Consider the following 21,155-nt stretch of genomic DNA (forward strand, 5'->3'; position numbering starts at 1 on the left):
AAAGGTCGGTCAACGGAGTTTAAAATCCCAGGCGTTCGCGCCGTACCGAATAGACCACGAACCCGGCGCCGAGCGCGAGGAACAGACTGCCGCCGACGACGTACGGCGTGGTGTCCGGGCTTCCGGTGTCGGCGAGTTGCGCGTCGTCCGCCGTTCCCGTGGTCGTCGCCGACACCGTTCTGGCCTGCGTGGCGACCGGCGCGGAGAAGGCCGGGACGGACCCGGCCGCCGTACCCCGCGCAGGTCCCTCCTGGGATGCGTTCGCGGACGGGACGAACCACAGGGCGCACAGCAGGGTGCCCGCGGCGGTGGCGGTCAGCAGCGGACGGCGAACGGATGACACGGAATATCGATCCCCTTGTGACGCTGGCGAATTGGCCGTGCGAGGCGATGTTAGTGAAAGGCGCGGGTCACGGGAAAGTCACGGGAGGTTTCGGCCGTACGCTCCCGCCATGAGCGATGAAGAGACATCACGTTATGTACGGCTTCGGGTGGAGCTGGTGGTCGAGGTGCTGGACGAGGACGAGGTGGCCAAGGCCGCGCTGCGCCGTCTCGCCGCCGATCCGGAGCTGCCGGAGTCCGAGCGCGGCCAGGCCGAGGGTGCTGTGACGGAAGACACCGCGGAGGCGCTCGCCTATCTCGTGGACCCGTTCGACCTGGTCAGTGAGGTGCCCGGGGTGGAACTCCAGCAGGCCTCCTGGTCGAGTGAGCGGATCGACTACGACCCGGACTCGCCCGAATGGGACATCGACGGGGATGATGGGGAGGACGACGACGAAGAGGACGGCATCGGCTGAGCGTCCCGGGGCGGTTCGGACCCCGGACGGCAACCGCCGTCCGGGGTCTCGTCGTCATAGGGGGCGCACGGACCGATCGCACACCACCCGCCCGGCGGCGAACCGCACCGGTCGCCGGCGAACGTGGCGTGCCCCACAGATCCACCGGATCCGGAACGGGACGAACCGGCCGTAGCGTTGAAGGTTCCCACGGGGGACTCTCGGGGTTATCCGCGACTCGGCAACGATGGAGAAGCTTGTGATGACGGACGGTAAGCGGCGCAACGGTCTGGTGGCCGCGTCCGCTCTGCTCGGCGGTGTGCTGCTGCTCTCGGCCTGTTCCGGAGGGGACAAGGCCTCGGCCCACGGCACCGGCGAGTCATCGCAGGCCCAGGCGGACGCGGCAGCGGCCCAGAAGTCGTCCGAGGCGCAGATCGCGGTCACGCCGAAGGACGGTTCGGACAACGCGTCGATCAACAACTCCGGCACCGTCACGGTCAGCAAGGGCACGCTCACCGGCGTCACCATGACCACCGAGGACGGCAAGGCCGTCGCCGGCCGGCTGGCCGCGGACAAGCTGAGCTGGAAGCCGGCCGTCCAGCTGGAGCGCTCCACCACCTACAAGATCGCCGCGACGGCCAAGGACTCCCAGGGCCGCATAGCCCACGAGAACGCGTCCTTCACCACCGTCTCCCCCGGCAACAGCTTCATCGGCACCTTCACCCCCGACAACGGCTCGACCGTCGGCGTGGGCATGCCGGTCTCGATCAACTTCGACAAGGCGATCACCGACAAGGCGGCCGTGCAGAAGGGCGTCACGGTCACCTCCAGCAGCGGCCAGGAGGTCGCCTGCCACTGGTTCAACGCCAACCGCATGGACTGCCGCCCCGAGGACTACTGGAAGGAGGGCTCCACGGTCACCCTGAAGCTCGCCCTCGACGGGGTCCAGGGCGCGAACGGCGTCTACGGCGTCCAGCAGAAGACGGTCACCTTCCACATCGGCCGCAACCAGGTCTCGTACGTGGACGCGAAGACCCACCAGATGAAGGTCACGCAGGACGGCAAGGTCGTCAAGACCATCCCGATCTCCGCCGGCGCCCCCGACCACACCACGTACGAGGGCCGGATGGTGATCTCCGAGAAGTTCAAGCAGACCCGCATGAACGGCGCGACCGTCGGCTTCACCGACGACGACGGCAAGGGCGAGTACGACATCAAGGACGTGCCGCACGCCATGCGCCTGACCACCTCGGGCACCTTCATCCACGGCAACTACTGGGGCGCCTCCTCGGTGTTCGGCAACGTCAACACCAGCCACGGCTGCGTCGGCCTCCAGGACGTCAAGGGCGCGGGCGACGCGAACACCCCGGCCGCCTGGTTCTACGACCACTCGCTGATCGGTGACGTCGTGGTGGTCCAGAACACCGGCGACAAGACGGTCTCCCCGGACAACGGCCTCAACGGCTGGAACATGGACTGGGCCCAGTGGAAGGCCGGTTCGGCCGTCTGAGCCGCGCCGTCCCCGACAGCCCTCCGTGTGCCGCCCCTTCGGGGGCGGCACCGCCGTTTTCCGGGCCCGCATGTCTTGACCTTCTGGCCGCCACGCCCACCGCCGCGGGCTCCCAGCAGCCCCGATTCCAGTTCGGCGCGCGCGGTGAGGACGGCAAGTCGACGCAGAGCGGCGACCGCGTCCGGGTACGGGGCTTCACCACCCTCGCCGCCTCGACGAGAGCACGCGCGACGAGATCATGGACGTACCGGAGCGGCTGTGGAGGGAGCACGGGCTGACCTTCGTCATGGTCACCCACGACTCCGCGCTCGCGAGGAAGGCCCCCGGGTCGCCACCATCCGCAAGGGCAGGATCACGGTGAAGGAGAGCGCGGGCACCTGACGACGGGCCGGCCGGGGCTACGCGGACGTCCCCGCGCGGGTCGCGTCCGTGCCCCAGCTGGCCAGCAGCCGCAGGGACTCGGCGGAGGGGGAGCCGGGCTCCGCGTGGTAGGTGACGAGGGACTGCTCGGTGCCGTCGGTGAGGCGGAAGGACTCGAAGTTCAGCGCGAGCTCGCCCACCAGCGGGTGGTGCAGCCGCTTGACGCCGTGGCGGTTCTCCTTGACGTCGTGCGTGGCCCACAGGCGGCGGAACTCCTCGCTCTTGACGGAGAGTTCACCCACCAGGGCGGACAGCCGGGGGTCGTCCGGATAGCAGCCCGCGTCCATGCGCAGCGCGCAGACGATGTCGATCGCCTTCTGTTCCCAGTCGACGAACAGCTCCCGGTAATCCGCCTTGAGGAACACCAGCCTCGCCCAGTTGCGGTCGGCCGCCGGCAGCTCCGCCCAGTCGCCGAAGACCGCCGCCGCCATCCGGTTCCAGGCGAGGATCTCCGAACGCCGGCCCACGATGTACGCCGGTACGCCCTCCATCGTGTCCAGCAGCTGCCGAAGCGGCGGGCGCACGTGCTGCTGCCGGGCCGCGGGCTTCTTCTTGTGCGACTTCGGCTTGGCCAGATGCGTCAGGTGCGCGTGCTCGGCGTCCGTGAGGCGCAGGGCGCGGGCGATCGAGTCCAGGACCTCGGCCGAGACATTGCGGCCGTTGCCCTGTTCCAGGCGCGTGTAGTACGCCACCGACACCCCGGCCAGCTGTGCCAGCTCCTCCCGGCGCAGCCCCGGCACCCGGCGGTGCCGGCCGAAGTCGGGCAGTCCCACGTCCTCGGGCTTGAGCCGGGCCCTGCGGCTGCGCAGGAACTCGCTGAGTTCGGCCCGCCGGTCCAGGGGCGGCCCGGTCACGGCGGTGTCCTGCTGTTCGTCCATGGCGCAAGTATCCGTCGTGCCCGCCGGTCGTAGGCATGCCAGCCTGATCCCGCCAGTGGTAGGCACGGCGGTCGTACGCAAAGGCGTGGCCTGGGTGCTTCCGCGGACACAGGGCACTCTTGGGATGTGCCCGGTGGAAAAGCAGCCGGGCACGCGCCGGACCTTGCGAGGGAGAACCCCGACATGACCACTGTTGCCGCGTATGCCGCGCCCGCCGCGAAGGCACCCCTGGAGCGGACCGAGATCGAGCGACGGGCGGTCGGCGAGTTCGACGTCCTGATCGACATCAAGTTCGCCGGTATCTGCCACTCCGACATCCATCAGGTCCGCGAGGGCTGGGGCAAGGCGTCCTTCCCGATGGTGCCGGGCCACGAGATCGCGGGCGTCGTCGCGGAGGTCGGCGCCGGCGTGACGAAGTACGCCGTCGGCGACCGCGTGGGCGTCGGCTGCATGGTCGACTCCTGCCGGGAGTGCGACAACTGCGAGGCCGGCCTCCAGCAGTACTGCGACAAGGGCCCCACCTGGACGTACAACGACACCGGCCGCGACGGTGAGCCGACCTACGGCGGCTACTCCCGGAAGATCGTCGTGGACGAGAACTACGTCGTCCGGATCCCGGAGGGCCTGTCCCTCGACGTGGCCGCGCCGCTGCTGTGCGCCGGCATCACCACCTACTCCCCCCTGAAGCACTGGAACGCCGGACCCGGCAAGAAGGTCGCCGTCGTCGGCCTCGGCGGCCTCGGCCACATGGGCGTCAAGATCGCGCACGCGCTGGGCGCGGAGGTCACCGTCCTCTCCCAGTCGCTGCGCAAGAAGGACGACGGCCTCAAGCTGGGTGCCGACCACTACCACGCCACCAGCGACCCGAAGACCTTCGAGGACCTCAAGGGCACCTTCGACCTCATCCTCAACACGGTCTCCGCGCCCCTCGACTTCGCCGCCTTCCTCTCGCTGCTGCGCACCGACGGCGCCATGGTCAACGTGGGTCTGCCCGAGGAGCCGGTCCAGATCGTCCTCCAGTCCCTCTTCGGCAACCGCCGCAGCCTCAGCAGCTCCGGCATCGGCGGCATCCCGGAGACCCAGGAGATGCTGGACTTCTGCGCGGAGCACGGGCTCGGCGCGGAGATCGAGCTGATCGCCGCGTCGGAGATCAACGACGCGTACGAGCGGGTGCTGGCCAGCGATGTCCGGTACCGCTTCGTGATCGACGCCGCGACGATCTGACCTGCGGCGCCCGGCCGTTCCCGGGCCGCTCGCCGTGGTGACGCGGTCGAGTGGCCGGGCGCGGGGCCGCCGCCGGCCGCCGTTCCCCGCGCCACTTCGGGGGGTGCGCGGTCCGTCACCCGGAGATGCTCGACTTGCGTGCGCCGTCCACGGGACCGGGCCGAGTGGCCGGGTGCGGCCCAGCCGCTGCCCGCCGTTTCCCGCGCCCCTTCGGGGGTGCGCGGTCCGTCACCCGGAGATGCTCGACTTGCGTGCGCCGTCCACGGGACCGGGCCGGCTCGGCCCCGGCGGAGGCTGCTTCGCGCCGGCGTGCGCCGCGCCGGGCAGGCAGGCCGACGGTGAGGCGTCGCTCCGGGCGCGTGCGGCAGCGCACGTTCCCGAGCGCCCCCTCAGAGCCGGCTGTACGTGTCGATGTCCTCGCCGAACTCCTTGACCGCCCGGGGGGTGAGGGTCGGACGGGTGTCGGAGATGGCGGCCATGTAGTCCTCCGTGCCCGCCGGGCGGCCCTCGCGGTGGGCGACCTCGCGTTCGAAGGCCGCCTGGGCCCCCTTGCGGGCGGCGAACTCGATGTCGGCCGGGGTGAACAGCTCGCTGGCGCCGACCAGTCGGCCGAGGTCCACCGAGTCGCCCGAGCCCCTCAGGTAGCGGGCCCAGATCGCCGCGCGGGCGGTCGGGTCGGGCGGCCCGATGGGGATGACGTAGTCGAACCGTCCCGGCCGCAGGAAGGCCGCGTCGAGGGAGCGTACGGAATTGGTGGCGCAGACCAGCAGCCGCGAGTCGTGCTCGCGGAAGACCGGGATCAGCTTGAGCAGTTCGTTGGTCACCCCGTGCCCCGGGTCCACCGCCTTGCCGGAGCGCGCGGCGGCGATCTCCTCCACCTCGTCGATGAAGAGCACCACCGAGTCCAGCTCCGCGAGGTCCGCGAAGGCGTCCCGCAGGGCCGTCGCCAGCCCCTCGCTGGTGTCCGCGGCGAGCCGGGAGGGGAACAGCTCCACGAACGGCCAGCCGAGCCGGGACGCGACCGCCTTGGCGAAGCTCGTCTTGCCGGTGCCGGGCGGCCCGAACAGGATCACCGACTTGGGCGGTACGACCCCGTAGCGGTCGGCCAGCGCCGGCTCCGTCAGCGGCAGCACCACCCGCCGCTCCACGACCTGCTTCTCCCGCTCCATGCCCGCCATCGCGTCCCACAACCCCTCGGGCAGCATCCGGCCGCCGAGCGCGGCGAGGACGTCGGCGTTGGCGGCGCCGAGCGGTTCCAGCTTCTCGAAGTAGGTGAGGTCGTCGCGGCTCCGGTAACCGGTGTTCGCCAGGGCCTTGGACCCGGCCGCGCCCGCGGGCAGCAGCGCGCTGATGTGCCGTACCCCCAGCGCCCGCAGCCGCCGCTCCAGCTCGGCGAGGAGCGCGCTGCCGATCCCGCGCTCGCGCCAGCGCGCGGCGAGCGCCATCAGCAGGATCCAGCCCCGCTTGCCCTGGGCCTGGGCCACCGCCATCCCCACCAGCTCGTCCCCGACCACCGCGACTACCGCCGTCTGCCCGGCCTTGGCCGCGGCCATCACCTCGGAGACCGGGAACACCGGGTCCTCGTCGGCGGGACGGCACTGGTCCCAGATCTGGATCGCCTGATCGAGATCGTCGTCGTGATAGTCGCGCAGATGCCATGCGGGCATGGGGGCACCACCTCACCACCAGGGGGTCTCCCATTGTCTCCGCGGGGGCGGGGGATGACATCTCCAGGCGGGGCCCGTGCGCCGGGATCGGTCCGCCGCTTCCTCCTCCGGTCGGACCGCCCCGGCCGGCGGCCTCGGTGGGTCCGTGCCCGTCGGCCGGCCCGCCGGGGTGGCCTGCCCGCGTCGGTGTCCCTCAGGCCGCGTCCGCCGCCGCCTGCACCGCCCCCACCGTCTCGTTCCGCACCCGGCAGTAGTACGACGCCGCCCCGTCGCCCCGGTAGCTCCACGGCAGGGCGTCCACATGGCCGTCGACCAGCCGGAACTGCTCCAGCGCCGCCTCGTGACGGTCCTGGAGATGGAGGTAGTAGGCGAGGAGGTGGCGCAACTGGGCGAGGCCGGGACGGTCGGGGTCGCTCGCCGCGCAGGCCGCCGCGTCGGCGAGGCCCGCGTCGACCAGGGCGAGCATCTCGGGCGTGCTGTCCGCCGCGACGTCGGTGGTCTCGTCGTGCTCGAAGTGCGCGATCAGCGGCAGCGCGGTCAGCAGGCTGCCCAGCGGCGCCCGGCCGGCCGCGCGCTCCGCGAACGCGAACGCCTGCTGCTTCGAGCCGCGCCACTTCGCGCACCAGTACTGGAGAGCCGCGTAGTGCGCGCCGAAGTGGTACGGCGCGCGGCTCGTGATCTCCGCCCACAGCTTGTCCATCTCGGCGCCCGGGTACCCGAGGCCCAGCCCCACCCAGATCTCCACGATGTACGGCGTCGGGTCCTCGGGGTTCAGCTCCGCGGCCCGTGCGATCTCCTCCCGGGCCGCGGTGAGCATGCGGTGGAACCCCTCGAACTGCTCCCGGCTCGTGTACTGGGCCTGCTTCGCGCCGCGCAGCTCCCACGCCAGATACACCGTGCCCTGCGCCCTGACCACGGCCGCGTCCGGGTCGCCCGGACGCGCCGACTCCCAGGCCAGCAGCCAGCCGTCCTCCTCGGCCGCGAGCGTGCCCAGCTCGGCGGCGATCGACGAACGGCGTTCCCAGTCGCGCCCGTTGGCCCGCAGCAGCTCGGCCGCCGGCTCCCAGTCGCCGTCGCGTGCCGCCGCCAGCGCGGCCGACCACGCGGCGGGCGGGGGCGCGGCGTGCTCGGTGTCCTGCCGCTCGGCGGGCAGCAGCCCCAGTCGTTCGGCGGCCAGCGCCGTCGCGTCCGGGGCGGGCGGGCTCGGGGAGAACAACTCCTTCACGAACACGCCGGTGAACCAGATGGCGGCGATCACCAAGGGCAGGGCCAGGACGGCCAGGATCCAGAGCAGGACGGTCATCTGTGCGTGTGGTCCGTTCGTCGGGGAGGTGGTGGTGGTCAGGCGGGCTGGGGCGCCGGCGGCAGCAGGGCGCGCAGGGCGGCCGTGTCGGGGTGGTCCGCGAGGGCCGCGTCCAGCGCCGCCTCCAGGACCTCCTCCGGGTTCCGCCCGTCGGCGCCGGTCGCCGGGGCCTCACCGGGCAGTCGTACGGCGGCCGGGCCGGACCAGGAGAAGTCCCAGGTCAGCAGCGAACGCGCGCTGAACTCGGCGAGCACCATGGTGCGCAGTGACCGGTGCAGCACCGGCCGCGCGAACTCGCGGAACACCCGCCCCCGTGCCGCCTTCGCCTCCGCCGACAGCGGCAACTGCTCCGCCAGCTGCCACAGCCCGCCCGCGTCCACGACCTCCAGCAGCGCGGCCAGCGTCGCCGGCTGCCCGGTGCGGGCGGCCAGCGCCCGGTGCAGGGGGGTCTGCGCCGACGACAGGCCCGAGGCCATCGAGGCGTCCAGCAGCTCGGGCCAGCCTGCGGCGCGGCCGTAGCCCAGCACCTCGTCGGTGAGCACGGCGTCCTCCAGCGCGGCCAGGGTCCGTGCCGGGTCGGTGAGCACGGCGAGCGCCGGGCCCGTCGCCTCGTCGGCGCGGCCGTCGGCGGGCAGCGCCTCGATCCGCCGCACCCGCTCCGCGATCGGCGGATGGGAGTCGTACGGCGACGCCGGCTCCTGCGGCAGCTGTCCGCGCAGGTCCTCCAGCTCCTGCGCCCGCGCGGCGAGCAGCTTGCCGAAGCCGCCGAAGAACTCACCGCGCGGCGGCAGCATCCGGGCCCCGAGTCCCAGGGTGGCGTAGGAGTCCAGGTAGAAGTCGTGCGAGGCGGACAGCACCGGGATCTCGCGCAGCGTGGCGGCCATCGCGTCGCGCCCCGCGATCCGGGCGGCCACCTGGTCGGCGGCGAACTCCTGCCCGCGCGCCGTGGACAGGGAGGCCCGCAGATAGAGCTTCGCGTACTGGCCGTAGATCGCCGCCATCATCCGGTAGGAGACCCCGGAGCCCGACGTGTCGACCTTCTTCGCCTTCCTGCCCTTCGCGACCCGCTTGGCCGAGGCCCGCTCCTGCTTGGCCCGCTCGGCGGCCACCTTGCCGTCCGCCCGCTCGTGGAACTGCTCGATGACCCGCCCGAGCTGCACCCGGCCGCGCACCACCAGCGCGGACAGCCGGGTGTCGCCGCCGGTGAAGTGTCCGTACTCATGGGCGAGTACGGCCCTCAGCTGCGCCTGCGTGAGGCCGGTCAGCAGCGGCACGCCCAGGTAGAGGCGGCGCGGCCCGGGGAGCAGGCCGAGCAGCCGCGGGTCCTCGCTGACCGCCGCGTTGACCTCGCCGGTGAGCCGGATCCGGTCGGGGGCGCGGGTGCCGGCGGCCGCCGCGACCTCCCGTACCAGGGCCCACAGCCGGGGCTCGTCGGCCTCCGTGACGTCGATCCCCGGGCCTGCCTCGCCCTTCGGGGTGCGCAGCATGAACATGCCGCGCACGACGGGGATGGCCAGCAGCACCGTGACGAAGCCGAGCTTGGCCACCGCCGGGCCGTGCCCCCAGCGGAAGGCGGCGATGTCGACGCCGACCAGCGCGGCCAGCAGGACCAGGCTCAGCAGATAGAAGCCGAGCAGCAGCACAAGAGCACGCAACGCGCGCAGAGTCGCGCCCATCGGGCGGAATCCCCCCACAGGACCTCGGAGACAGGAGACGGAACGGGTGCAGCACGAAGAAGCCGACGGTCGCCGGCGCGCACGTGGTGCGGTGTGGGGGGATGCCGAACTATGCCCTAGCGCAGGTCAGAAGGGCAATGGGTTTCCTGTGGGCTTCCTGTGGCAGGGGCCGGCCGGCCGGGTCAGCCGGGCAGGCTCGCCGGGCTGCCCCCGTTGGCCTCGTACCCCGCCACCGCCAGGGCGCGGTAGACGGCGAACTCGGCCGCCGGGTCGGCCGCCAGCGTCCAGGGCAGAGCGCCGACATGGCCGTCGACGTGTATCAGCTCGCGCATGGCCTCGGCCCAGCGCTCGGCGCGGACCAGGAAGAACACCAGCAGGTGGCGGACATGAGGGAGCGTCGGGTCCTCGGATCGGGCCTCGTGCACCGCGTGCCGCGCGCCCTGGATCGCCTTGGTGATGACCTCGCTCTGATACAGGCTCAGCACCAGGTTCACCTCGGGGAGGTGCTCGAACACCGCGAACAGCGGCAGCGCGGCCAGCAGCGAGCCCTTGGGAGCGCGGGCCGCCGCGGCCTCGGCGAAGGCGTACGCCTGCTCGCGCGAGCCGTGCCACTTCTCGCACCAGTAGTGGAGCGCGGCCAGATGCGCGCCCATGTGGTGCGGGGCGCGGTCGAGGACCTTCAGCCACAGCCGCTCGAACTCTTCGCGGGACGCGCCGAGTCCACGGGCGACGGCCAGCTCGATGATGTGCGGCACCGGGTCCGCGGGCGCGAGTCCGGCCGCCTGCCCGCACACCTCCCGGGCCTCCTCCATGAGGATGCGGAAGTCCTCCGTGCCGGCCGCCGAGGCCCGCCAGGCCCGCTGCACCAGGAACTCCGCGTGCACCGCGGCACCGCCCGCGTCCTCGGGGCGCTCGGCCCGCCACACCCGCAGCCACTGGCCGCCCGGCGTCTCGTGCACCCCGCCCGGCCGCTGCTGCAGCTCCAGCGCGGCGGCGCCGGCCAGGGCCTGCACCCGCTGCCAGCGCAGCTCGCCCGCCGTCTCCGTGCCGGCCAGCAGCTGGGCCGCCGCCGTGGGGTCCTGGGTGCGCTGGACCAGCTCCAGCGCGTCCAGCAGATCCTGGTCCGGGCCGGGCAGGCGCACGTCCAGCTCCTCCTGGCGCAGGAAGCCGTAGTCCGCGGGGTCGGCGGCGTCCGGGTGGCCCGGGTGCACCTGCTCGATCATCCCGCGCCTGCGCCGCACGAGCGGGAGCAGCACGCAGCTCAGCATGAGCAGGGCCAGGAGCAGCCAGAGAATCGCCATGCCCCAAGCGTTCCAGACACCACCGACAATTGACCAACCCCGCCCCCAGCCTGTGGACAACTCCGGTTGCGGGCATGACAGACACTTCGTCGCGGGCAGGGAGGCGGACACGGCTGCGGGACGGCGCGGCCCCCGGGGGACCGCCACCCCCGACACAGGGATATCCCTCCGGCCCGCACCCGCCGACTCCACCGGGCATCAGGATCCTGCCGGGCGCACTACGCTCGGTGCAATGAGCGACAGGCACATCAGTCAGCACTTCGAGACCCTCGCGATCCACGCGGGCAACACCGCGGATCCCCTCACCGGCGCGGTCGTCCCGCCCATCTACCAGGTCTCGACCTACAAGCAGGACGGCGTGGGCGGGCTGCGCGGCGGCTACGAGTACAGCCGCAGCGCCAACCCCACCCGTACCGCCCTCGAGGAGAACCTCGCCGCGCTGGAGGGCGGCAGCCGCGGCCTCGCGTTCGCCTCCGGCCTCGCGGCCGAGGACACCCTGCTGCGCACGCTGCTCACCCCCGGCGACCACGTGGTGATCCCGAACGACGCCTACGGCGGCACCTTCCGCCTCTTCTCCAAGGTCGCCACCCGCTGGGGCGTGGAGTGGTCCGTCGCCGACACCAGCGACCCGGCCGCCGTACGGGCCGCGATCACCCCGCGGACCAAGGCCGTCTGGGTGGAGACCCCCTCCAACCCGCTGCTCGGCATCACCGACATCGCCGCCGTCGCCCAGGTCGCCCACGACGCGGGCGCCCGGCTCGTCGTGGACAACACCTTCGCCACGCCCTACCTCCAGCAGCCGCTGTCGCTCGGCGCGGACGTCGTCGTGCACTCCCTGACCAAGTACATGGGCGGCCACTCCGACGTGGTCGGCGGCGCCCTGATCGTCGCCGACCAGACGCTCGGCGAGGAGCTGGCCTACCACCAGAACGCGATGGGCGCCGTCGCCGGCCCCTTCGACTCCTGGCTGGTGCTGCGCGGCACCAAGACCCTCGCGGTGCGCATGGACCGGCACAGCGAGAACGCCACCAAGGTCGCCGACATGCTCAGCCGGCACGCCCGCGTGACCAGCGTGCTCTACCCGGGCCTGCCCGAGCACCCCGGCCACGAGGTCGCCGCCAAGCAGATGCGCGCCTTCGGCGGCATGGTCTCCTTCCGCGTCGAGGGCGGCGAGGCGGCGGCGGTCGAGATCTGCAACCGCGCCAAGGTGTTCACCCTCGGCGAGTCGCTCGGCGGCGTCGAGTCCCTGATCGAGCACCCCGGCCGGATGACCCACGCCTCCGCGGCCGGCTCGGCCCTGGAGGTCCCCGCCGACCTGGTCCGTCTGTCCGTCGGCATCGAGAACGTCGACGACCTGCTCGAGGACCTCCGCCAGGCGCTGGGCTAGTCGCTCTGCACGGGTCCCGGCGGCGCCGGCCGACCGGGCCCCGCCGGCACGGTCACCAGCCGTTCACGGGTGGAGTCGTCTGCGAGGGCGGCTCCACCCACGGTTGGGCGTACGCCGCCCACACCCCGAACCCCACGATCGCCACGCACACCAGCAGCCACATCACCCGGCGCACCAGCCGCCCGCGCCGCAGCAGCCGCTCGCCGCGCCGCACCGCCTCCGGGTACAGCTCCGGCGGCACCGGCACCGGCTGGTCGGCCATCACCCGCCGTACGGCGGCCTCCCGTTCGGCGCGGTTCACGCCGGCCTCCCTGTGTTCCGCTGTCGCGACGTGTTCCGTCGCGCCGGCGTGCTCATGACGGTGCCACCTTCGCGTTCACCGCGTGTGGACCGGTCGGCAGGACCGGGTGCAGCACCAGCGACGTCGCCCGGTCGCAGACGGTGTGCACGCGTTCCACCGGCAGTCCGAGCAGCGCCGCCGCCTGTTCCTCCGCGACCCCCTCGTACATCCGCAGCACCAGGACCAGCCGCTCCTGCGGGCTCAGGGCGGCCAGCGGACCCCGCGGAACCGGCCGCTCGCGGCGCAGCAGGCCGGGCCGGTGCCAGATCGTGCGCGCGAAGCGGACGGCGAGGTACTGGCGCGCGCAGTCGTACGGGTCCTCGCCGCGCAGTCGGTGCCAGCGCGCGTAGGTGTGGCCGAGCGCCAGGGTCAGCAGGCGCCGCGCGCGCGGATTGGCGTCCGGCGCCTCCGCGGTGAGCAGTGTGGCGGCAAGCAGCAGCCGCCCGGCCGCGCCCGCGACGAACGCCTCGAACTCCCGGGCCCGGCGGGCCCGTTGGGACACCTGCCGCTCACGCACAACGCCTCCCCCTGACGGGGCCCCGTCCGGTACGGGACAGGTGAATCGCGTACGACGCAGGACCCGGGTCTCATATGAAGGCCGGCGAGGCTTCGCGGTCAAGACTTGGCGTGCGCCCGGTGAACAACCGGTCAGGACGCGGGGGGCCGCTCCGCGGCGGCCGGGCCCCCCTGGGCCGTACGCGCGGACAGGGCGCGGTTGAAGCGGGTCAGCAGGGTGCAGAACTGCTCGCGCTCCTCCGGCGCCCAGTCCTCGGTCAGGTCCGCCATCAGCCGGCGCCGCGAGGAGCGCACCTCCGCCAGCCGGGCGGCACCGCGCGGGGACAGCTGGAGCACCACGGCGCGGCCGTCCTCCGGGTGCGAGGTGCGCTTGACCAGGCCGGTGTCGACCAGCGGGGCCACCTGCCGGGTGACCGTGGAGGAGTCGATGCCCATGCCCGAGGCGAGCGCCTTGACGCCCATCGGTCCCTCCTTGTCGAGGCGGTTGAGCAGCAGGTAGGCCGCGCGGTCCATGGAGTTGCGCACCTGCCCGACACCGCCGAGGCGCGTCTGTTCGGCTCGGCGGGCGAACACCGCGACCTCGTGCTGGAGGGATTCGAGAAGACCGGGATCACCGACGGTCGTCATGTCCATCGACATTTCAGGTGTTGTGGGCATGGCCGGGGGCTCGCTTCATGAAGGGCTGCAAGGTTGGGGGACAGGGTACGCGGCCCGGCGCCGGGCCGTACCGGCGCTGCGCAAACCCGTTCCGGACCGTGGTCACACCCGTCGTACCGCACGACGAGCTGCGATGCTGGGGTCATGAACAGCCGCACCGCCCACCCCTTGCGTTCCGTCACCCTGGACGACGTACGCGGAGCCCGGAAGATGCTCACGGGCGTGGCGCGGTCGACCGCGATGGAGGGCAGCAGGCACCTGTCCCAGCTGGTCGGCGCGCCGGTGCAGCTCAAGTGCGAGAACCTCCAGCGCACCGGCTCGTTCAAGCTGCGCGGCGCCTATGTGCGCATCGCCGGGCTGCTGCCGGAGGAACGGGCGGCCGGGGTGGTCGCCGCGAGCGCCGGCAACCACGCGCAGGGCGTCGCCCTCGCCTCCTCGCTGCTGGGCGTGCACGCCACCGTGTTCATGCCGCAGGGCGCCCCGCTGCCCAAGGTCAGCGCGACCCGGGAGTACGGCGCCGAGGTGCGCCTGACCGGTCAGGTGGTGGACGAGACGCTGGCCGCCGCCCAGGAGTACGCGGCCCGCACCGGCGCGGTGTTCATCCACCCCTTCGACCACCCGGACATCATCGCGGGCCAGGGCACGGTCGGCCTGGAGATCCTGGAGCAGTGCCCGGAGGTGCGCACCATCGTCGTCGGGATCGGCGGCGGGGGGCTGGCGGCCGGGATCGCGGTCGCGGTGAAGGCGATCCGGCCGGACGTGCGGATCATCGGCGTGCAGGCGGAGGGTGCCGCGGCCTACCCGCCCTCGCTGGCCGTCGGGCACCCGGTGGCCGTGGCGAACCCGGCCACGATGGCCGACGGCATCAAGGTGGGCATGCCCGGCGTGGTGCCGTTCGGGATCGTCCGCGAGCTGGTGGACGAGGTGCGCACGGTCACCGAGGACCAGTTGTCCGCCGCGCTGCTGCTGTGCCTGGAGCGGGCCAAGCTGGTCGTGGAACCGGCCGGGGCGAGCCCGGTCGCGGCGCTGCTCGCGGCCCCGGACACCTTCGAGGGCCCGGTCGTCGCGGTCCTGTCCGGCGGCAACGTCGACCCCGTGCTGCTCCAGCGGGTCCTGCGGCACGGCATGGCCGCGCAGGGCCGCTACCTGGCCGTCCGGCTGCGGCTCACCGACCGCCCGGGGGCCCTCGCCACCCTCCTCGGGGTGCTGTCGGAGGTGGACGCCAACGTCCTCGACGTCAGCCACGTCCGCACCGACTCCCGGCTCGGCCTCGGCGAGGCGGAGGTCGAACTCCACCTGGAGACGGAGGGCCCGGCGCACTGCGCCGAGGTCGGCCGGCGCCTGGGGGACGCGGGCTACACGGTGATCTCCTGAGACCGCGCTGCGACGACGGGCGGTGGTGGGACGACGGAACCCCCGGCGTCCGCTGCGGATGCCGGGGGTCCGGGGTTCGCGGCTCAGCCGTTGTAGGGCTCGGCCTTCAGGATGCGGACCGAGGCCTTCTTGCCGTTCGGCAGCTCGTACTCCGCGTCCTCGCCGACCTTGTGGCCGATGACACCGGCGCCCAGCGGCGACTGCGGTGAGTACGTCTCGACGTCCGAGCTCGCGTACTCGCGGGAGGCGAGCAGGAACGTCATCGTGTCGTCCTCGTCACCGTCGAAGGCGATCGTGACGACCATGCCCGGCGCGACGGCGCCGTCGGCGGAGGCCGGGGCCTCGCCCACCTTGGCGCTCTCGAGAAGCTGGGTCAGCTGCCGCACGCGCAGCTCCTGCTTGCCCTGCTCCTCCTTGGCCGCGTGGTACCCGCCGTTCTCACGCAGGTCGCCCTCCTCGCGCGCGGCCGCGATCTTGGCGGCGATCTCCGTGCGCGCAGGACCAGTAAGGTACTCAAGCTCGTCCTTGAGCTTGTTGTACGCCTCCTGGGTCAGCCAGGTGACGTTCTCGCTGGTCTGGGTCACAGGGTGCTCCTCGTCGGTACTGGGAATACAAAGCATCGCCCTACCCAGAAGAATGTTCCCTCTTGGATGGGCGAAACCACGAGCCTAACAATTCATCCGCGAAAGGGGGAGGACATAAGCCATCAGAATCACATCAACGCAGGTCGGGCCGTCCGTATTCCGGGCGAAGGCGCGCCGGGGCGGGGCGGGGCGGGGCGAGCGGCGTGTCGCCGAGGGGACGGACAGCGGCGTCAGCCGGCGTGGCAGCCCAGCAGCTCGGCGGTGGTGCCGCGGGCCGTCGTGCGGAGCGTGACCACCTGGTCGATGCGGGTGGCCGAACCGGTGAAGTGGAAGTCGGCGCGGCCGACCTCGGCACCGTCCGCGCCCTGGGAACGCAGGGTGCAGTAGCCGTCCGTCCCGGCGTCCTTGTGGACCTCCAGGTGCGCCTTGACCGCGTTGTCCGTGGAGTCGAAGGTGATCACCTGGGCGCTGATCCGCGTCTGCACGACGTAGTGGTAGGCGAAGTAGCCGACCAGGGCCAGCAGGGCGGCGCCGAGCACCACGGCGGCGACCTTGAGTCTGCGGTCGGCACGCTCGTCAGAGGAGCGGCCGTAGCGGCCCGCCGGCAGCCCCGTGCTCGCCGTACTCATGATCGTCCTCTCCGCGGAATTAATCGCCCCCCGATTCGGTCACTATAGAAGCCTTCGATTGCGCCCTGAGCCTTGGGGGCGCCGACCTACCGAGGATTGAGTCTTGACTGACCAGCTGCGACTGATGGCCGTTCACGCGCACCCCGACGACGAGTCGAGCAAGGGCGCGGCCACCATGGCGAAGTACGTGTCCGAGGGGGTGGACGTGCTGGTGGTGACCTGCACCGGCGGTGAACGCGGCTCCATCCTCAACCCCAAGCTCCAGGGCGACCCCTACATCGAGGCGAACATCCACGAGGTGCGCCGCAAGGAGATGGACGAGGCCCGCGAGATCCTGGGCGTCAAGCAGGAGTGGCTGGGCTTCGTGGACTCCGGGCTGCCCGAGGGCGACCCGCTGCCGCCGCTGCCCGAGGGCTGCTTCGCCCTGGAGGACGTCGACAAGGCGGCCGGCGAGCTGGTGCGCCAGATCCGCTCCTTCCGTCCGCAGGTGATCACCACCTACGACGAGAACGGCGGGTACCCGCACCCCGACCACATCATGACCCACAAGATCTCGATGGTGGCCTTCGAGGGCGCGGCGGACACCGAGAAGTACCCCGAGGACGAGTTCGGCCCCGCTTACCGGCCGCTGAAGCTCTACTACAACCAGGGCTTCAACCGTCCCCGCACCGAGGCCCTGCACCAGGCGATGCTCGACCGCGGCCTGGAGTCGCCGTACGGGGAGTGGCTCAAGCGCTGGAAGGAGTTCGAGCGCGCCGAGCGCACTCTGACCACGCACGTTCCCTGCGCGGACTTCTTCGAGATCCGCGACAAGGCGCTGATCGCGCACGCCACGCAGATCGATCCGGACGGCGGCTGGTTCCGGGTGCCGATGGAGCTCCAGAAGGAGGTCTGGCCCACGGAGGAGTACGAGCTGGCGAAGTCGCTCGTGGACACCTCCCTCCCCGAGGACGACCTCTTCGCGGGCATCCGGGACAATGCCTGACATGAGCGCAAGCGTGAGCCTGGCAGCGACGGACCTCGTCTCCCTCGCCGATCTCGACCAGAACAAGGTCACCCCCGGTGTCCTCGGCTTCATCGTGTTCGCGGTGATGGCGGTGGCGGTGTGGGGCCTGATGAAGTCGATGAACAAGCACATGCGGAAGGTCGACTTCAAGGAGCCGGGTGCCTCCGGCGGTCCCGCCGAGGACTCCGGCAAGGCCGAGACCGTCGGCGGGGGCACGTCCGCCAAGGGCTGACCGCCCGCCCCGGCCCGCGAGGCTGAGCGTGGGCCGGTCCGGCCGCGTTCACAGCCCCGGTCACCGGGAGTCCGGCGGTCGGAGCACGGAGCACGGAGCACGGAGACCGGAGCCCTGGGTCCCGGCCGCGGGGCGCTGATTCCGGAGCCCGCGTCTCAGGAGTCGGCCGCCGCCGGAACCGTCGTCCCCGTCACCGCACGGGCGCGGCGGTCCGCAGTCATGCGCGGTTGCGAGGCCGGCCGACCCGCGAGCCGTAGCCCGGAGCCGGGGCGGACGGGCTTCGCGCCGCAGCGGGCCGGGCGTCCGGACGGCACCGCCCTTGAGCGGTCGTCGCCGACGGCACCGCGCGGCTGCCGTCCACCTCGCCCGACCGGGCCCCGCCGCACCCCACCCCCTACCGGGACACCCGAGCCCGGCACCGCCCCTTCGCCACCGCCAGATACACGCACGCCCCCGCCAGCGCCCCCTCCGCCACCGCGCACCCCGCCGCCTGGAGCAACGCCGTGCCCGTGCCCGCGGTGGTTATGTCGAACCAGGCGTCGAGGACGGCCGTCGAGGCCGTGGCGGAGGCGGTGAGACGGGCGCGGGGGTCGGCGCGGAGGCCGAGGAGGGCCGTGGTGGCGCAGCCCGCCGCCATCAGGACGTCCAGGCCGATCCAGGCCAGCGGCCAGTGCTCCACCGTGGTGCGGCCGGGCAGCGTCATCGCGAGCACCGCCATCCAGGGCACCAGCAGGACCGCCGCCGCGGCCAGCCCGATCAGCGTCCACTTCTTCCTCGCCGTCACGCTCCGTCTCCCTCCCAGCCCCTCCCGAAACCGCGGTCGTCCTCGACCCGGCTGTTCCAGGCTAGATCGCAGAAAAATTTCTGCAAAGATAGTTCGGCAGACATCGGGGACATCTCAGGGTTCTCGGGGTTACCGTTTCCGGCATGACCGACGGCCTGCCCGAGATGACCAGCCTGGAGCGCACCGCGCTCTACAAGTCCCTGGGCAACCCTCTGCGCCGCCGGATCCTCGAGTACCTCGGCCGGCACGGCGAGGCGAACTCCACCGTGCTGGCCCGCGAACTCGGCGAAAGCTCCGGCACCACCAGCTACCACCTGCGCAAACTCGCCGAGCAGCGGCTCATCGAGGAGATCCCGGAGAAGTCCGGCGGCCGCGAGCGCTGGTGGCGGGCGCTGCCCTTCCGCCACACCACGCCCGACCCGGCGACCATGACCCCGGACGAGTACGCGGCCGCCACCCAACTCGCCCACCTCAAGATCGAGTTCGACACCGACCTGTACCGCCGCGCCCACCAGGAGTACCGCGGGCCCGACGGCTGGGCCCAGGTCCAGCGCCACGGCACCTGGATGACCCGCGAGGAACTGCACGACTTCACGCGCGCCTACCAGGCCCTGCTCGACCGCTACGGCCACCCCCGCGATCGGGCCCCGGCGGGCGCGCGCCCGGTGCTGATGCGCTACTACGCGGTCCCGGAGGCCGCGGAGGAGAACGACGGAGAACCGGCCGGCCCCTGAGCCGCGCCCCCCGCTCCACCCGGAGGGGCACGCCCGGTGCCCCTCCCTCGTCCCGCCGCCCCGCCCACCGTGGGAGAGTGGAACGGTGAACCGACTGGCCCATGAGACGTCGCCGTATCTGCTCCAGCACGCCGCCAACCCCGTCGACTGGTGGCCCTGGTCGGCCGAGGCCTTCGAGGAGGCGCGCAGGAGCGGCAGACCGGTGCTGCTGAGCGTGGGATACAGCAGTTGCCACTGGTGCCACGTGATGGCGCACGAGTCGTTCGAGGACCAGGACACCGCCGACTACCTCAACGAGCACTTCGTGAGCGTCAAGGTCGACCGCGAGGAGCGGCCGGACGTCGACGCCGTGTACATGGAGGCCGTACAGGCGGCCACCGGTCAGGGCGGCTGGCCGATGACCGTCTTCCTCACGCCGGACGCCGAACCGTTCTACTTCGGCACCTACTTCCCGCCCGCGCCCCGGCACGGCATGCCGTCCTTCCGGCAGGTGCTGGAGGGCGTCCGGCAGGCGTGGAGCACCCGGCGGGACGAGGTCGGCGAGGTCGCCGGGAAGATCGTGCGGGACCTGGCGCAGCGGGAGATCGGCCGGCACGGGACACGGCCGCCCGGCGAGCAGGAACTCGCCCAGGCGCTGCTCGGGTTGACCCGCGAGTACGACCCGCAGCGCGGCGGTTTCGGCGGGGCGCCGAAGTTCCCGCCCTCGATGGTGCTGGAGTTCCTGCTGCGCCACCACGCGCGCACCGGCGCCGAGGGCGCCCTCCAGATGGCCCAGGACACCTGCGAGCGCATGGCCCGTGGCGGCCTCTACGACCAACTCGGCGGCGGATTCGCCCGTTACTCGGTCGACCGCGACTGGATCGTGCCGCATTTCGAGAAGATGCTGTACGACAACGCCCTGCTGTGCCGGGTGTACGCGCACCTCTGGCGGGCCACCGGCTCCGACCTCGCCCGCCGGGTCGCCCTGGAGACCGCCGACTTCATGGTCCGGGAACTGCGCACGGACGAAGGGGGGTTCGCGTCCGCCCTCGACGCGGACAGTGAGGAGGAGGTGCCGCGCGAAGCGAGCCCCCACGAGGGTGGTGGCGGGAGCGGGCGCCATGTCGAGGGGGCGTACTACGTCTGGACCCCGGAGCAGCTCCGGGCGGTCCTCGGCGAGGACGCCGACCTCGCGGCCCAGTTCTTCGGCGTCACCGACGAAGGCACCTTCGAACACGGCCGGTCCGTCCTCCAGCTCCCGCAGAACGAGGGCGTGTTCGACGCCGACAAGGTCGCCTCCGTCAAGCGCCGGCTGTTCGACGCCCGCGCGCGGCGCCCCGCGCCCGGCCGGGACGACAAGGTCGTCGCCGCCTGGAACGGCCTCGCCGTCGCCGCGCTCGCCGAGACCGGCGCCTACTTCGACCGCCCCGATCTGATCGAGGCCGCGCTCGCCGCCGCCGACCTGCTCGTCCGGGTGCACCTCGACGAGCACGCCCGGCTCGCCCGCACCAGCAAGGACGGCCGGGCCGGCTCCAACTCCGGTGTCCTGGAGGACTACGCGGACGTCGCCGAGGGCTTCCTCGCGCTCGCCTCCGTGACCGGCGAGGGCGTCTGGCTGGACTTCGCCGGGCTGCTCCTCGACCATGTGCTCGCCCGCTTCACCGACCCCGGGACCGGCGCGCTCTACGACACCGCCTCCGACGCCGAACAGCTCATCCGCCGTCCCCAGGACCCCACCGACAACGCCACCCCCTCCGGCTGGTCGGCCGCCGCGGGCGCCCTGCTGAGCTACGCGGCCCACACCGGCTCCGAGACCCACCGGACCGCGGCCGAGCGGGCGTTGGGCGTCGTGCAGGCGCTCGGCCCGCGCGTGCCCCGCTTCATCGGCTGGGGGCTCGCGGCCGCGGAGGCGCTGCTCGACGGTCCCCGCGAGGTCGCGGTCGTCGGACCCTCCCTCACCGACGAGGCGACGACCACCCTGCACCGTGCGGCGCTTCTGGGCACGGCTCCCGGCGCGGTCGTCGCCGTGGGCACACCGGACAGCGCGGAGTTCCCGCTGCTCGCCGACCGCCCGCTCGTGTCGGGCGCACCGGCTGCCTACGTCTGCCGCAACTTCACCTGCGACGCCCCGACCACCGATCCGGACCGGCTGCGTACGGCCCTCACCGGCCCCTGACC

At 72.5% G+C, this 21,155-nt stretch carries 21 protein-coding genes and 1 pseudogene; 10 read left to right on the plus strand and 12 right to left on the minus strand.

What is annotated here, in order from left to right; all coding sequences use genetic code 11:
• Window positions 1-19: 19 nt before the first annotated feature.
• Entirely contained in the window at window positions 20-343 is a 324-nt protein-coding gene (locus QSK45_RS33255; protein WP_285562627.1) for an LAETG motif-containing sortase-dependent surface protein, read from the minus strand.
• A gap of 109 nt (window positions 344-452) precedes the next feature.
• Here QSK45_RS33255 and QSK45_RS33260 point away from each other — a divergent pair, with 109 nt between their 5' ends.
• From QSK45_RS33260 to QSK45_RS33270, 3 genes and pseudogenes are all read left to right on the plus strand, one after another.
• Window positions 453-797, plus strand: a complete 345-nt coding sequence (locus tag QSK45_RS33260) for a hypothetical protein (RefSeq protein WP_285562628.1) — start codon at window positions 453-455, stop codon at window positions 795-797.
• A gap of 241 nt (window positions 798-1,038) precedes the next feature.
• Window positions 1,039-2,286 carry a L,D-transpeptidase gene (locus tag QSK45_RS33265; RefSeq protein WP_285562629.1) on the plus strand — a complete coding sequence of 416 codons (1,248 nt, stop codon included), beginning with the start codon at window positions 1,039-1,041 and terminating at the stop codon, window positions 2,284-2,286.
• A 211-nt stretch (window positions 2,287-2,497) separates the two neighbouring features.
• Window positions 2,498-2,667: pseudogene (locus QSK45_RS33270) on the plus strand (ABC transporter ATP-binding protein); the annotation flags it as partial.
• A gap of 17 nt (window positions 2,668-2,684) precedes the next feature.
• On the opposite strand, the gene QSK45_RS33275 reads toward QSK45_RS33270, so the two are convergent.
• Complete coding sequence (locus tag QSK45_RS33275; RefSeq protein ID WP_285562630.1) at window positions 2,685-3,584, minus strand: helix-turn-helix domain-containing protein; 900 nt, start codon at window positions 3,582-3,584, stop codon at window positions 2,685-2,687.
• A gap of 183 nt (window positions 3,585-3,767) precedes the next feature.
• On the opposite strand from QSK45_RS33275, the gene QSK45_RS33280 reads away from it, so the two are divergent.
• Window positions 3,768-4,808, plus strand: a complete 1,041-nt coding sequence (locus tag QSK45_RS33280; protein ID WP_285562631.1) for an NAD(P)-dependent alcohol dehydrogenase — start codon at window positions 3,768-3,770, stop codon at window positions 4,806-4,808.
• A gap of 389 nt (window positions 4,809-5,197) precedes the next feature.
• Here the strand turns inward: QSK45_RS33280 and QSK45_RS33285 are convergent, their stop codons facing one another.
• The 4 genes from QSK45_RS33285 to QSK45_RS33300 all read right to left on the minus strand — a co-directional run bounded on the left by QSK45_RS33285 (window position 5,198) and on the right by QSK45_RS33300 (window position 10,755).
• Entirely contained in the window at window positions 5,198-6,475 is a 1,278-nt protein-coding gene (locus tag QSK45_RS33285) for an ATP-binding protein (protein WP_285562632.1), read from the minus strand.
• Window positions 6,476-6,668: 193 nt separating this feature from the next.
• Window positions 6,669-7,778, minus strand: coding sequence for a hypothetical protein (locus QSK45_RS33290; protein WP_285562633.1), 1,110 nt, complete (start codon window positions 7,776-7,778; stop codon window positions 6,669-6,671).
• 38 nt (window positions 7,779-7,816) lie between these two features.
• Window positions 7,817-9,454, minus strand: a complete 1,638-nt coding sequence (locus tag QSK45_RS33295) for a M48 family metalloprotease (protein ID WP_285562634.1) — start codon at window positions 9,452-9,454, stop codon at window positions 7,817-7,819.
• A gap of 182 nt (window positions 9,455-9,636) precedes the next feature.
• Window positions 9,637-10,755 carry a hypothetical protein gene (locus QSK45_RS33300; RefSeq protein WP_285562635.1) on the minus strand — a complete coding sequence of 373 codons (1,119 nt, stop codon included), beginning with the start codon at window positions 10,753-10,755 and terminating at the stop codon, window positions 9,637-9,639.
• A 232-nt stretch (window positions 10,756-10,987) separates the two neighbouring features.
• Between QSK45_RS33300 and QSK45_RS33305 the strand changes: the two genes are divergently transcribed.
• Window positions 10,988-12,142, plus strand: a complete 1,155-nt coding sequence (locus tag QSK45_RS33305; protein WP_285562636.1) for a cystathionine gamma-synthase — start codon at window positions 10,988-10,990, stop codon at window positions 12,140-12,142.
• A gap of 52 nt (window positions 12,143-12,194) precedes the next feature.
• Here the strand turns inward: QSK45_RS33305 and QSK45_RS33310 are convergent, their stop codons facing one another.
• From QSK45_RS33310 to QSK45_RS33320, 3 genes are all read right to left on the minus strand, one after another.
• Entirely contained in the window at window positions 12,195-12,443 is a 249-nt protein-coding gene (locus QSK45_RS33310; protein WP_285562637.1) for a hypothetical protein, read from the minus strand.
• Between the two features lie 52 nt (window positions 12,444-12,495).
• Window positions 12,496-12,999 (minus strand): sigma factor-like helix-turn-helix DNA-binding protein, encoded by a 504-nt coding sequence (locus QSK45_RS33315; RefSeq protein ID WP_285562638.1) that lies wholly within the window; start codon window positions 12,997-12,999, stop codon window positions 12,496-12,498.
• Between the two features lie 131 nt (window positions 13,000-13,130).
• Window positions 13,131-13,637, minus strand: coding sequence for a MarR family winged helix-turn-helix transcriptional regulator (locus QSK45_RS33320; protein ID WP_490993651.1), 507 nt, complete (start codon window positions 13,635-13,637; stop codon window positions 13,131-13,133).
• A 162-nt stretch (window positions 13,638-13,799) separates the two neighbouring features.
• Here QSK45_RS33320 and ilvA point away from each other — a divergent pair, with 162 nt between their 5' ends.
• Window positions 13,800-15,029 (plus strand): threonine ammonia-lyase, encoded by a 1,230-nt coding sequence (ilvA, locus tag QSK45_RS33325; protein WP_285562639.1) that lies wholly within the window; start codon window positions 13,800-13,802, stop codon window positions 15,027-15,029.
• Window positions 15,030-15,112: 83 nt separating this feature from the next.
• Here ilvA and greA read toward each other — a convergent pair whose 3' ends face one another.
• Window positions 15,113-15,613, minus strand: coding sequence for a transcription elongation factor GreA (gene greA, locus QSK45_RS33330; protein ID WP_285562640.1), 501 nt, complete (start codon window positions 15,611-15,613; stop codon window positions 15,113-15,115).
• A 230-nt stretch (window positions 15,614-15,843) separates the two neighbouring features.
• On the minus strand, window positions 15,844-16,242 hold the full coding sequence (locus QSK45_RS33335) for a DUF4307 domain-containing protein (protein ID WP_285562641.1): 399 nt from the start codon (window positions 16,240-16,242) through the stop codon (window positions 15,844-15,846).
• A 103-nt stretch (window positions 16,243-16,345) separates the two neighbouring features.
• On the opposite strand from QSK45_RS33335, the gene mca reads away from it, so the two are divergent.
• Complete coding sequence (gene mca, locus QSK45_RS33340; RefSeq protein ID WP_285562642.1) at window positions 16,346-17,227, plus strand: mycothiol conjugate amidase Mca; 882 nt, start codon at window positions 16,346-16,348, stop codon at window positions 17,225-17,227.
• Complete coding sequence (locus tag QSK45_RS33345; RefSeq protein ID WP_285562643.1) at window positions 17,220-17,480, plus strand: hypothetical protein; 261 nt, start codon at window positions 17,220-17,222, stop codon at window positions 17,478-17,480. The genes mca and QSK45_RS33345 overlap by 8 nt, the downstream gene beginning before the upstream one ends.
• 394 nt (window positions 17,481-17,874) lie before the next feature.
• Here QSK45_RS33345 and QSK45_RS33350 read toward each other — a convergent pair whose 3' ends face one another.
• Window positions 17,875-18,264, minus strand: a complete 390-nt coding sequence (locus QSK45_RS33350; protein ID WP_285562644.1) for a hypothetical protein — start codon at window positions 18,262-18,264, stop codon at window positions 17,875-17,877.
• A 143-nt stretch (window positions 18,265-18,407) separates the two neighbouring features.
• Between QSK45_RS33350 and QSK45_RS33355 the strand changes: the two genes are divergently transcribed.
• Both QSK45_RS33355 and QSK45_RS33360 read left to right on the plus strand, forming a co-directional pair.
• Window positions 18,408-18,998 carry an ArsR/SmtB family transcription factor gene (locus QSK45_RS33355; protein WP_285562645.1) on the plus strand — a complete coding sequence of 197 codons (591 nt, stop codon included), beginning with the start codon at window positions 18,408-18,410 and terminating at the stop codon, window positions 18,996-18,998.
• A gap of 85 nt (window positions 18,999-19,083) precedes the next feature.
• Complete coding sequence (locus QSK45_RS33360) at window positions 19,084-21,153, plus strand: thioredoxin domain-containing protein (protein WP_285562646.1); 2,070 nt, start codon at window positions 19,084-19,086, stop codon at window positions 21,151-21,153.
• Window positions 21,154-21,155: the final 2 nt, after the last annotated feature.

It is taken from the genome of Streptomyces hygroscopicus subsp. hygroscopicus (genome assembly GCF_030269125.1).
Taxonomy (GTDB): Bacteria; Actinomycetota; Actinomycetes; order Streptomycetales; family Streptomycetaceae; genus Streptomyces; species Streptomyces hygroscopicus_C.